Raw genomic sequence first — 13,167 nt, forward strand, 5'->3', positions numbered from 1 at the left:
TAATACTATTCTAATGAAAATTCATCGTCCCGCCTCTCAATTGCACATTCGCGATTTACGTAAATCACTATACGGAAATCGACAATAATTTTCCGATCTTCTCGTGTAATTTTACCGGCTCAAATGGCTTGGACAACGTGTCGTTCATGCCTGATTCTATTGCCTGCCGGAGATCTTCTTCCAGCACAGTAGCCGAAAGTGATAAAATCGGAGTAGAAACTTTCAGTTCTTTGCGTAGAAAACTGGCAGCCTGAAACCCATCCATTTCCGGCATACGGGTATCCATAATGATTAAATCAAATTCTTCATTTTGCACAGCATCAACAGCCTCTTTCCCATTGACAACCAGCGTGGTATCAATCAGCCAGGTCGTTAAATACTTATTAATAAGCAATGAGTTTATATGATTATCTTCGGCAACCAAAACCTTTTTACCAAAGTAAGGAGTTAGACTTTTGAAGGAAACAATCGACTTTTTCTCCTGTTTTTGATTTGCATCCTTCAACATCACCGTGAAATAAAATTCACTCCCTTTCTGAAACTGACTGGCAACTTTCAGTTCGCTATCCATAAGTAAAACCAGTTTTTGCGAAATTGTCAGCCCCAATCCGGTTCCGCCATAATTATGCGATGTTTCCAAAGTTGCCTGGCCATAGGCCGAGAAAATTGCAGAAATCCTATCCTCAGAAATTCCTATACCCGAATCTTCAACAGAGAATCTTACTTCATGTAAGTCTCCCGAAACGCCCATATGCTGAATTTTCAATTTCACATAACCGGCATGGGTGAATTTTAATGCATTACCTACCAGATTCATGAGAATCTGATTGAGCCGCATCCCGTCAATCAGCATGCTGTCAGGTATTTCTTTGTCTACAGAAAGAGACAGCTGAAGTCTTTTTTCATCTGCTTTAAATCGCATAAGATCAACTATTCCTTTTCCTACAACGCTCAAATTCGTTGGTGTCGGAAGTATCGAGAACTTTCCTTCATCGATCTTTGAAATATCCAGGATATCGTTAAGAATATTAAGTAAAGAGCCTGATGAATGTAAAAGCATTTCGAGCAATTCGCGTTGCTGGCTATCGAGATCAGTTGCTTCCAAAAGATTTCCTATTCCGATGATCCCGTTTAACGGAGTTCTGATTTCGTGGCTCATATTTGCCAGAAAAGCTTCTTTGACTTTCCTTGACTTATCGGCGAGACTTCTGGCTTCAACCAACGCAAGCTCGTGAGCTTTGCGTTTTTCTATATCGTGGAGATTAATAAAGAGCAGCCTGTTTTTATACATAATCCGAAGCTCCAGCCAAACCGGCTGCCGGAATTTTCCGAAAAATTGATCTTCAACCACAATGGTATCTCCGCTCAGATAGGTCTGGTTGATCAAAACACTTTGCAAACCAGAACGCATTGGCTCGACCAGCAAATCGAGCATCGAAATATTGATCAGTTTTTCAGGATCAAGATTGAGAATTGTTTTTACGGAGGGATTTATGGATAAAATACGTCCTGAGTCTGCCTGAACCGTACAAATGATATCCGGAGAATTGGTTACAATGGTAGCATAATTTTCCAGCAATCTGTTTTTCTCTCTGATTTCCCTCTGACTTCTCGCAAGACGTATCAGAGAATCTACCTTCGCATTTGTGATGTAGGGGTCCAGAGGTTTGTATAAATAATCGATCGCACCTGTTTTTAATCCACGAACCGCAAATGTCGTTTCCTTGGAAATAGCCGTCACGAACACGATTAATATCTCTCTCGTTTTAGGATTCGAAGCCAGCGTTTCTGCGAATTCAAAACCATCCATGCCGGGCATTTGAACATCAACCAGCGCAACAGCTATTTCGTTCTCCCAGACAATCCGAAGCGCTTCGTTCGGTGAAGTGGTAGCAAAAATCGTTATATCATCACGATTCAAAATCGCCTTCAGAGAAATCAAATTTTCCTCTCTGTCGTCCAGCAACAGAATTTTAGTATTTTCCATATCTACGTTGAGTAACTGTAAAGTATACTTCTGATTTCTTCAAAAACATTTTCGGTCAAAATATGATGTTTGCCATGCGTTCTGATCGCTGCTGCCGGCATCCTTTCAACTTCTGCAATCGTTGGATTTTGCACATAGGTTTTAAAACCCCGCTCGGCAATTATTTTCATTCCTAAGGCTCCATCTTCGCTTGCACCTGAAAAAATCATCGCTGCTTTTATATAAATCCCGGATTGCGCAGCGGAAATAAATGTGGCATCAAGAGAAGGACGCGAAAAAAAATCCTTCTCAGTTCCGTCCAGATAAAACCTCTCGTCCGGCCCGACCAGCAAGTGATAATCCGGAACTGCAAAATATATACAGTTTTTCATAATCGGATCAAGGTGTTGCGGCTCTTCCATTCGAACCTGAGTCTTAGAGCGAAATAGTTTCGGTAACTCAAATAAACTGGATTTTCCACGATGCAGCACAAATAAGATCGCGCAGGACAACGGCCGGTCCAACAACTTCAAAATCTCTTCGAAAATGACAAAACTCCCCGACGAACCTCCGATCAAAACTAATTCCAAAGGCAGGTCCTTGTTTTCCATCATCTTATTTTTTGATAGATGTTCAAATGTGAATCGATGATCCTGAAATTTTCCTCAAAACCCGAGTAACGTAATGTTTCCCTTTTCCCAAGACATAGAAAACCGAACATTGCCAGGCTTTCGTATAAAAGTCTGAAAACTTCTTGCCTTTGTTCCAGATTAAAGTAAATCATCACATTTCGGCAGCTAACCATTTGAAACTCATTAAAAACACCGTCGCCGGTTAGGTCATGCAATGAGAAAACAATATTTTTTCTCAAATCAGGAACCATAACAGCCTGACTGTACGCTACATGATAGTAATCCGACAAAGAATTTTTACATCCTGAAAGCATATAGTTTTCCGAAAATGTCCGCATGTGCCCCAAACCAAAAACCCCTTCACGGGCAGAAGCCAGCACACGCTCACTTAGATCCGTCGCATAGATCAACGCTCTGTTATACATACCCGTCTCTTTCAACAGGATTGCAAGCGAATAAGCTTCTTCACCCGATGCGCAGCCTGCCACCCAAATCCTGACCGCAGGATAGGATTCCAGATAGCTGAAAACTTCCGAGCGGAGTTTGATAAAAAAATCGGGATCCCTGAACATCTCCGAATAGTTTACTGTTAACTCCTGGATAAAATCGTAAACTGCCTTCCCTCCCTGCTCGATATGCGTCATCAAGTCGGACAGGCTCATCGTATGCCTGTTGAGAAATCTAGACGCGCGGCGGAGCAAAGACGGACGCGCATACCCGGAAAAATCAAACCCCGAAATTTCCCTCACTTTCACAATCAAAGCTTCCAGCTCTTCATATTCCAACATTGTCATATTCATACGGAATGCAGCCAAACTTTGATCAATGACAATAATTTATCAACATCCACGGGTTTGGAAATATAGTCGTTAGCACCCGCAGCCAGACATAATTCACGATCTCCCTGCATAGCCTTCGCAGTAACGGCGATGATTGGAAGGTTGTTCCATTTTGCCTGCTTCCGAATAAATTTTGTGGCTTCAATACCGTCCATTTCGGGCATCATTACGTCCATCAGAACTAAATCCACATCTTTTTCTTCCCCAAGCTTTTCCAATGCTTCACGCCCGTTTGTTGCAATCGTAATTGTAAAGCCGGCCTCTTCCAAAACGGCACTCAGCGCGAAAATATTCCGCATATCGTCATCAGCCAGCAATACTTTCTTTCCAACAAAAACACGTTCGGAATGAACCACAGGATTGCTGAATGAATAATTATTCTGAATTGAAGGAGCCGTTTTTGGCTGAATTTTTTTCAGGAACAGATTAACCTCATCCAGTAAACGATCGTTCGATTTCCGCGTTTTCATCACCACAGGATGGGAATATTTCATAACGCGGGTTAGGTCTTCCTGAGAAAGATCTTCGGCAGTGTTTACTACAACTGGTAAGGAAGCCCATTTCGGAACTGCTTTAATCTGATCAAGTAAATCCAGCCCGTTGACATCGGACAAGCGGATATCAAGAATGATACCATCTACTATTTCCCGTGAAAGCAGTGACAACGCCTCTTCACCGGAATAAGCGTACAATACAAAAAGATTATTGGCTTCCAGAAAATCACCAAAATGTTTACTTTGGAAAGCGTCGTCTTCGATCAGAAGAATCCTTTTCTTTTCGGGAGTTGATCCTTCCAGTTTTAGCAAGTCAAAAATAACTTCCGCCGATCTTTTGTCGACTGGCTTTTGCATAAAACCAATCGCACCTTCCTCCATCACTTTTGCTATACTTTCATCTCCGGCTGAAACCGTGTGAACAGGAATCATCCGTGTAAGCGGATCTGATTTTAGTTCTTTTAAAACTTCGTCTCCCGAAAGGTCAGGAAGATGCATATCCAGTATGATGGCCGTAGGTTTGAACGTTGCCACAAAACGTAACGCCTTGTATCCGGTATCAGCAATTAAAACTTCAAAACCACTTTCACGTGCTTTATTTGCCATGTCTTCAGCAAAAATCGGATCGTCTTCGATTAATAACAAACGATTTTCACGCTCGTTCACCGCATCTGCAGACGGCTTGACAATCTCCGTTTTTACTTCCTTTACAGGTTCAGAAATTACCGGTTCTTGTCTATTCTTTTCAGGATTGACTTCCAGGGGAATAGTCAGCATGAAAGTTGAACCTTTTCCAACTTCGCTCTTTAATGAAATAGCCCCCCCGAAAAGATTTGCAAGTTCCCGGCTGATCGATAACCCTAATCCTGTGCCGCCATATTTTCTGCTCGTGGAACCATCTGCCTGCTGGAAAGCCTCAAAAATCGCATTCTGCTTATTGGCAGGAATTCCGATACCTGTGTCCGAAACCTCAAAATTCAGTTTCCCGTCAGTTTGAGAAATAATCAATGAAACCTTTCCGGGAGCAGATGTGAATTTAATCGCGTTTGAAAGAAGGTTCCTCAGGATCTGGACTAGCCTCACCTGATCGATAAACAGTTTTTCCGGACAGTTTTCACCTTTCAAAAGCGCCAGGTGCAATCCTTTATTCTCAGCAATTTTCTGGAAAGTATTTTTGATTTCGGCAAGAAGAAAATCTGTATTGACTTCTTCCGAATGCAATTCTATTTTACCGGATTCTACTTTTGCAAGATCAAGAATATCGTTAATCAGCGTCAGAAGATCATTCCCGGAATTGTTTATGACCGAAGCAAATTTCTGTTCTTCATCGTTTAAACGCGCTCCTTTATTTTCAGATAATATTCTTGAAAGAATCAGGATACTGTTAAGCGGCGTACGAAGTTCATGGCTCATATTGGCCAGGAATTCACTTTTAAATCTTCCCGTAGTTTCGAGTTCATCTGCCTTGCGCTGAATCTGATCACGCGCTTCTTCGATCGTATTTTTCTGTTCTTCCAAAAGAAATGCCTTTTCTTCCAGTTCGGTATTGATCTGCCTTAGCTCTTCCTGCTGTACCCGAAGTTCTTCCTCTGAAACCTGTAAGAGTGACGTTTGCCGCGTCAATTCTTCGTTCGTGACCCTTAATTCTTCCTGCTGGCTTTCCAACTCTTCTGCCTGAAGCTGGGTTTTATCGAGCAATTCTTTCGTCAATTGCCGCTCTCTTGCCGCCGTTAACGAAATAGCAACGCCATCAGAAATCCTGTCAAGCAATTTTGATACATTATCATCCGGTTTTTCAAGATAACCGAGTTCAAGCACCGCGACTACCTTGCCTCCCTGCATCAACGTTTTTATCAGTACCGTGCCCGGAGCACTTTCCCCGAGACCGGACTTGATCTTTAAATATCCGGGAGGTACTTCGAGTTGCTTAAAAACTGATTTTTCCTGAATAACCTGGCCGAGAACCCCGCTTTGTTTGTTAATCGAGTCGGGCAAATCATTTTTGCGATCAACAGCATAAGTGGCTGCCAGATCCCAGACATCACCAATTCGACTGATTACATATAGCACTCCCGTGGTGGCCTGCGTGACCTCAGCGACACGTGTAAGAAAATTTCTCGCCAGTTCATCCTCCTTTGGTTCTCCGCGAATCACAACACTGACTTCGACAGCGGCCGACAATATCCAGTTTTTACGCTGATCTTCAATTGCCAGAACTGCGAGTTCCTGGTTGGCTTTCAATGTTTCCTTTTCCGAGTTTAGCTGCGCGAGATAAGTTCTACGAATGACATAAAACAAGACAAAAATGACCAGCATAAAAATAGCCGTTCCCGCCAGAATAACTTGTTTGGCCCTGGCTGAGCTAACGGCCGCCTGATTTTCGCGAATTTCAAGCAATCCATTCTCTACGTTTTCAATCTTATCAAAATATAATTTTAACTGTGCCGACAATTTTTGACCGCCGAGAACCATCGTACGAAGTGAATCGGCAGAATAATTTTCATTTTTCAGCATTTCAAGCTGTCTGGCCATCAAATCCAACCGACTTCTTAAAACAGGAGATAAAGTGTCAAGGCGTGCCGCCTGAATAGGATTATCTGTAACAAGTTTTTGAAGAAAAAGGAATTGCTCCCAAGTCTTTTCGCTTGCCAGCTGATGTGTGCGCTCAAAATTTCTGTTTTTTAAAAGAGCAAAACCTCTGAGATTTGTTTCAGCAGTCAATAACTGATTTCGCACATCCGACGATGATTTGATTACCTCACGGGTATGATCCACCCAACCAGTATTTTCCTGCTGTAAAATAATTGCATTAAATGAAGTGTAGCCTACGATAATTACAAGAAAAATTGAAATAATAATGCCTGTAAAGACCTGCTGCTGAAAAGAAAGACGCATACACTGAATGAAGTAACGAAGAGTTATAAAATTTTGATCTTTGGAAAATCACGTGAATATCATTAAAAAAAAGTCATTGAGCTAGTGTTTGTCTCATTTTCGCTACACAATTCATCAAGATTCTTCTACATTAAGGCATACATCTCGTTAACATTTATTTCCTGATGTTTAATATTAAAAATGTTTAATTTTCATATTTGATACTTTAATTGAAAAAATCGGATTGTTAAAGAAATATTAACAACTCTATGTGATTTCTCCTACATTTGAGAAACACTAAAAACTTCCTTTAATAAGATGAATTTAACCGCGTCCGCAGTCTTCCATATCACCGATGGATACGAAGAATCTTTCAGTAAAATTGAAAATGGACAAAAATTGACTACCGGCAAGTTTTTTATTTTCTACGAAGGTGAGCTATCCGGCGAAAGCGTAGTTATGGAACTAAAAAATTATCTAAACGATAAGAAAGCAACGGTGTATGGACTGGAAAGATTTACAGGAGAGGTTGCCGGAAAAAACGGAAGTTTCGTGCTTGAACATTCTGGCAGTTTTGAAAATGGTGTAATTACTTCTACAAGAAAAGTAGTAGCCGGGAGCGGCACTAACGAGCTCGCAGGTATTCGTGGTGAGGCTGTATTCAAGTCAGGCGAGTCAAAAGAATTTCACCTGACTTTGAATTACTCCTTCATAGAATAAATATTTAAATTTCTTTTGACATCCAAAGTTCACAAGAGTGATGTCCGCTGTTTCCTAATGGCTTGTCCAGTAGCTCAAATCCCAGTCTTTCGTAAGCCTTAACGGCTTTATCGAGTTCAGACATGGTTTCCAGGTATATTCTTTTGTAGCCTCTGCCTTTTGCTTCCTGCAAACACTTTTCAATCAGTGTTCTACCCAGACCTATCCCTCTGGCTTCTGGTAATAAATACATTTTCACCAGTTCCAGCGTATCATCAGGCAGACCTTCTGTAGGAAAAATGCCTGCACCGCCTAAAAGTTTTTCACCCTTTTTTGCAACGAAATAGCAGCTGTCTTTGACGGTAAAAAGATCGCTCAAATGATCTGTACTCTCGTCGTAATATACTGTTCCCGGTTTGTCTGCTTTAAATTCCTTTAAAGTATCCCGGATAAGTGATGCCAGCTCAAAATTATCGTCCTGGCATATTTCTCTTATTTCAATATTCATTTTTAGATAATATTTTACAGGATCCACTCTATGCCATCATTTTCCAAGGTCAGTAATACAGCCGCCGCTCGTTTTCCTTCACCTGAATAAACTTTAACGAGCCTTTTCAAGTGCTGCCGGGACTGATCATTCCCTGTACCTGCCACAAAACTCATGAATACATAACTTTCGTCCGGCAATTGCACAATGCGGTCCACGTGAAGCATTTTTCCACCAGGCAGCAGCAGCTCCTTATTTACCTGAACCTTTACCTTTCCAGTATACAGATCTTTCAACGACTCATTTTTAAATAAGTCCGTCAGTTGAAAATAGAGTTTTTTCGCCTCTTCGCGTGTCACCAAACCGTCACGCACAAGTCGTCCGGCAGCATCCCCCAGGTCTTCGGCGCCATTCATGGTAACCAGCAGATGGCGCATTTTTTGAAGATGATCTTTTTTGCGTTCAAAGGTTTCCACATCAAAAATCCTTTCCGCCATTCTCCGAAGCCGCAGGGAATCAGTACGGTCATTACTTATTATGTCATCGATGATAAAACTTTGTGCGTTATTTTTTGAATGTGCGTGAAAACGGTTTTCGTTTCCCTGAGATAGAATATATTTACTTTCGACGTCATTATAGGCTGGATTAAAATTTTCCTGTGTGATATAGTCATGCATCCAGCTATTTACCTGCGAAGATTGATTCCAGTTTTTTTCGCGTTTTGCCAGGACATACAGACGCTGTACAGGCCGGGTGAAGGCCACGTAAAGAAGATTAAGATTTTCAACTAAAGTCCTGGTTTTCTCGTCTGCGTACTGCTTGGAAACTAGCGTATTTTCCAGATCCTTTACCACTGAGACAAGCGAGCTTTTAAGTTTTTTGTTGGTAGAGATCTCTCCTGAATTTTCTAAAAGGCTTAATTCATCATATGAAATATCTTCCAGATCAATCCAAATCCTGTCCAGTTTCGCATTTGGAGTTACTTTCCAATTTGCATAAGGAACAATTACAACCGGATATTCAAGTCCTTTGGATTTATGTATGGTCGTGATTCTAAGCGCGTCAGTATCGGATGGTATGGTAATCGAAAGTTTATTTTTCGCCGTTTCCCAATGTTGCAGAAAATCGCCCAGGTGATTGCTTCGTCTGGTACCAAATTCAAGAACAACGTCGAGAAATCTGAATAAATATTCGTTTTCAGTCTTGTTTCCGAATAGACCGAAAGTTTGCATTAGTAACTCACTAAGTTCGAAAACAGTCAGCTGCCTCATCCGAAACGCTGTTAATTCAATTCCGTATTTGGCAAAATAGGCGAGAAAACTATCCAGGCCTTTGAAAATGCAAAGTTCCCGCAACGCTTCGTGTTCTTCTGCCGTCGGATTTTCTTTTCTGATAATCCGATGAAACAGATATGCTGCCTCATATCTTTTTAAACGCTGGTCTGTATGCAGAACCTCCATGAAAGAGATCACAAAATGAACAGACCGGGAATAACCCAGAGATAAAGCATCATCAGAAATAAGCGGGTAACCGATCTCTTTCAGTGCATTGGCGAGCGAAGTTGCCTCTTTCTTTTTCCTGCATAGAATCGCAATATCTCTCCATTGGTAACCGGAATCACGCAGTTCAGTAATCAGTTCTAAACTTCTTTTGACAATCGCATCATTTTTGGTTTCGGTTTCAGAGAACTCGTCGTTGAATTCCTGCATATCCAAAAATTCCAATTGTACATGCCCGCCATCATTCACTCCCTCCGGAATTTCTTGTTTGAAATTTTCATCATAAACTGATTTGATCAGAGGAAAATCCTGACCTACTGTTTCTGAAATAAATCCAAAAAACTGATTATTAAAGTTTGTGATTTCACGGTAACTTCTGCGGTTTGTCTTAAGATGATCAATTTCCAGTTGACTATCTACACTCCACAATCGTTCTTCATTATAAACATTGTCTCCTAAAATAGGTACGAGTTGCATTACCTGATTTTGGGCCAGGTGCAGGATCAAATCCATATCTCCCCCCCTGAATCGGTAGATCGATTGCTTTGCGTCACCTACGATCAGATTGAAATATCCGTCGGCCAGAGCATTTTCAATTAATGGAAGTAAATTTGCAAACTGCAATTTAGAAGTATCCTGAAACTCATCTACGAGAATATGGTTATACTTTTCTCCGAGCCTCTCAAAGATAAACGGAATAGGCTCTTTCGCGACAATTTCAAGAATGCGTCTGTTAAAATCTGAAATGTGCACCTGGTTGTTTTGCCGTAAGAGCGCATCAAATTCTTTTCTGATTTCCCCAAGTAAGGATAAATTATAGAGGTGCCTTTCGAGTTGCTGGTATAATGTGATTTTTTGTGATTCACCAGTTCTTATATTTTCAATCTCGTAGTACAGCCGCTCCAATTCTGTTCGAATGGATTCAATTTTATCCTTGATCGGAGCGGCGGTCTTGGCACCATACCAGTTTTGATCAGCGATGGTTTTTCCACTAACGTAAGAATTTGGCGGTATCCATGTATTTTTTCCTGCACCCCTGTCCTTAAAATAACCATATATTCCACGGGCTCCCTGATAGAAATCCTTATCGATCAAAAATTCATTCGTGATAAGTTCAAAACCACTTAAAGCCAGACGTTTTACAGTTTCTTCCTTTCCTTTTACAAATGCACGCATCTGATTACGGATTGCAACCCAATCGCCCATTTGCAAGTCCGCAACCCGTTGCATCTGCAAATAACTTTGCTCGCTTAGCAAAGTCCCCGCCGTTTCCCGGATCTGGGCCGGTAAGGATGACCAGCTCTTTCCTTCCTCAGCTTTTTCCCGGTAATACTTTTCAACGATATCAGACAGAACCTCTTCGCCTTCCTGCCCTATTCTGGCAAGTAACCGATCCACTGCTTCATCCAGCAAAGTGCCGTCGAGTTGAGTTTCAAACACAAACGGTATTCCAAGCTCGTCGGTAAAACTGCTGATCAGACGCTGTGTAAATTTATCAATTGTCATCACCGAAAAATCGGAATAACGATGAAGGATTTGCCTGAAAACGAGTTGTGCCCTGCCTGAAATTAATTCCTTGGCGCCTGCATATAACTCTGGATCTGCTAAGGTGACCGGATACAGGTCAGTTACTACATCACGAAGCATTGGATGTTCGGCTGCATCTGCAGACATTGCATCCGAAAAGATCCTGAGCATGAGCAATATACGCTCTTTCATTTCATTGGCCGCTGCATTTGTAAATGTAACAGCCAGAATTTGCCTGAAATAGGTATCGGAATTCGAATGTAGAGCAAGTTTTAAATATTCCTTCGTAAGCGTGTAGGTCTTACCAGAACCAGCCGATGAGCTATATACTTTAAACACGATGAAATGGACTTATTTGAAAAGTAAATGTAGTGTTTTGAAATGCTTTGAGCAATGTACAAAAAAAGCAGGCTATTGCCTGCTCGTTATGTTTTTCTGTAAGCTGCTTTAATTCAACTACAAATTGAAGCGTATACCTGCCGATAAATTCGGGCTCAAATAAAATGGTCTTGGCAATAATTCTATGTAAGTCCCCCCTTCCAGGAATACCGAAATCCGGTTATCAGGAATAAAATATTCTAAACCACCAATGGCTGAGCCACCCAAAGAAATCGTTTTTTCACGGTCGCCGGGAGCAGCAATAAGCCTTTTGTTGTCCGGATAATAATTTCTGCTGTTTACCTGTCCGCCCAGTCCGTAATAGACACGGACAGCTTCTGAGTTAAAAAGAGGCGTTGTCCATAAATAATGGACCTGAATGGCCAACCCTGTTGTTTTGTATCTTCCGCTTCTATAATCGCGGTCGTTGGAAAATACACCGCCGTAAGTACCTATACTTACATCAATCGCATGGATGTTATTGAAATATTTCCGGATATTGACGCCGGTAGGTTCTCCTAATTTAAAGCCGACAGCCCAGTTGTCGTCTTGTGCCTGCGCAAATCCAAAGCAAAGAGTTAAAGTTAAAACAAGTGCTAATTTCTTCATAATTAAATAGTTGGTGCGGGATAAAGTTGGTAAATAGTGTGGATTAACTGTGTTTTATGCAATTACGATATTTTGTTGATATTTTTTCAAAGATTCCACTAAAACCTCGTTTTCCTCTTGCGTTCCTACTGTGATACGCAGGCAGCCCTCACAAAGATGTACACGTGATCTGTCACGGACAATGATTGCTTCATCGATCAAAAAGGCCATCACAGATTTTGCGTCATCAAAGTGAACAAGGAGAAAATTCGCATCGGATGGAAATACTTTATTCACCAACGATAAATTTTCCAGCATCGTACGTAAGGAAGCTCTTTCTTTCAGAATTTCTTTAACCATTTCATTTTTCTTATCCTCCGCCTCCAGACCTTCAAGCAAAGCTTTCTGCGCTGGCAAACTGATATTGTAAGGTGATTTGATTTTATTCAAAATCTTGATCAGCTCAGCTGATGCAAAACACATTCCGCCACGAAGGCCAGCAAGTCCCCATGCTTTGGAGAATGTTTGTAAAACGACAAGGTTTGGAAATTGATCCAAGCGCCCGATCCATGAGGGAGCATCTGTAAAATCTACATATGCCTCATCCACTACCACCAGGCCATTGAAATTATTTAAAAGCGTTTCGATCGCGTCGTCCTGCATCACATTCCCGGTAGGATTGTTGGGCGTACAAACCCAGATAATTTTGGTATCCGGTGTAATTGCTTTCAAAACAGCTTCCACATCGATATGGTAGTCAGCAGTAAGGGAAACTTTGTCAATCTGCACGTTATGTATCGAAGCACTTACTTCATACATTCCATAAGTTGGCGGCAGAATGATCACATGATCTTTTTCTGGTGTACAAGTCGCACGGATCAGCAGATCGATAGGTTCATCGCTACCGTTTCCAAGAAAAATCCGTTCTGTATTTATATTTTTGATCGGACCTAATTTCGCCTTGATTTCCGCCTGATAAGGATCTGGATAGCGGTTATAATGTTCTGCTGTTACCGATCCGTAAGGATTTTCATTGGCATCCAGAAATACACCGGCACGGCCCGTATACTCATCTCTTGCAGAGGAATAAGGGGCCAGCGTTAAAATGTGGGGACGAATGACCGATTTCAGGTCGAAAGAATTATTCATTATTACTACTATTTGAGAGCATCATACCGGCAGGT

General features: G+C 41.4%; 9 protein-coding genes. 1 reads left to right on the forward strand and 8 read right to left on the reverse strand.

Annotated elements, in window-relative coordinates:
• Positions 1–67 precede the first annotated feature (67 nt).
• The 4 genes from BMY70_RS13625 to BMY70_RS13640 are packed head-to-tail and all read right to left on the reverse strand — an operon-like array spanning position 68 to position 6,826.
• Positions 68–1,987: a response regulator gene (locus BMY70_RS13625; RefSeq protein ID WP_090335745.1), complete on the reverse strand. Its 1,920-nt coding sequence runs from the start codon at positions 1,985–1,987 to the stop codon at positions 68–70.
• Positions 1,988–1,989: 2 nt separating this feature from the next.
• Complete coding sequence (locus BMY70_RS13630; RefSeq protein WP_090335746.1) at positions 1,990–2,580, reverse strand: chemotaxis protein CheB; 591 nt, start codon at positions 2,578–2,580, stop codon at positions 1,990–1,992.
• Entirely contained in the window at positions 2,577–3,398 is an 822-nt protein-coding gene (locus tag BMY70_RS13635) for a CheR family methyltransferase (RefSeq protein ID WP_229209605.1), read from the reverse strand. Before BMY70_RS13635 ends, BMY70_RS13630 begins: the two co-directional genes overlap by 4 nt.
• Complete coding sequence (locus BMY70_RS13640; RefSeq protein ID WP_090335747.1) at positions 3,395–6,826, reverse strand: response regulator; 3,432 nt, start codon at positions 6,824–6,826, stop codon at positions 3,395–3,397. Before BMY70_RS13640 ends, BMY70_RS13635 begins: the two co-directional genes overlap by 4 nt.
• Before the next feature lie 297 nt (positions 6,827–7,123).
• Here BMY70_RS13640 and BMY70_RS13645 point away from each other — a divergent pair, with 297 nt between their 5' ends.
• Positions 7,124–7,525 (forward strand): DUF3224 domain-containing protein, encoded by a 402-nt coding sequence (locus tag BMY70_RS13645; RefSeq protein WP_090335748.1) that lies wholly within the window; start codon positions 7,124–7,126, stop codon positions 7,523–7,525.
• A gap of 4 nt (positions 7,526–7,529) precedes the next feature.
• Here the strand turns inward: BMY70_RS13645 and BMY70_RS13650 are convergent, their stop codons facing one another.
• The 4 genes from BMY70_RS13650 to hisC form a co-directional block, all read right to left on the reverse strand.
• Complete coding sequence (locus BMY70_RS13650) at positions 7,530–8,012, reverse strand: GNAT family N-acetyltransferase (protein WP_090335749.1); 483 nt, start codon at positions 8,010–8,012, stop codon at positions 7,530–7,532.
• A 14-nt stretch (positions 8,013–8,026) separates the two neighbouring features.
• Complete coding sequence (locus BMY70_RS13655; protein WP_090335750.1) at positions 8,027–11,356, reverse strand: UvrD-helicase domain-containing protein; 3,330 nt, start codon at positions 11,354–11,356, stop codon at positions 8,027–8,029.
• Positions 11,357–11,473: 117 nt separating this feature from the next.
• Complete coding sequence (locus tag BMY70_RS13660; protein WP_090335751.1) at positions 11,474–12,004, reverse strand: hypothetical protein; 531 nt, start codon at positions 12,002–12,004, stop codon at positions 11,474–11,476.
• 54 nt (positions 12,005–12,058) lie between these two features.
• Positions 12,059–13,132: a histidinol-phosphate transaminase gene (hisC, locus tag BMY70_RS13665; RefSeq protein ID WP_090335752.1), complete on the reverse strand. Its 1,074-nt coding sequence runs from the start codon at positions 13,130–13,132 to the stop codon at positions 12,059–12,061.
• Positions 13,133–13,167 lie beyond the last annotated feature (35 nt).

The sequence above is a fragment of the Dyadobacter koreensis genome, assembly GCF_900108855.1.
Classification (GTDB): Bacteria; Bacteroidota; Bacteroidia; order Cytophagales; family Spirosomataceae; genus Dyadobacter; species Dyadobacter koreensis.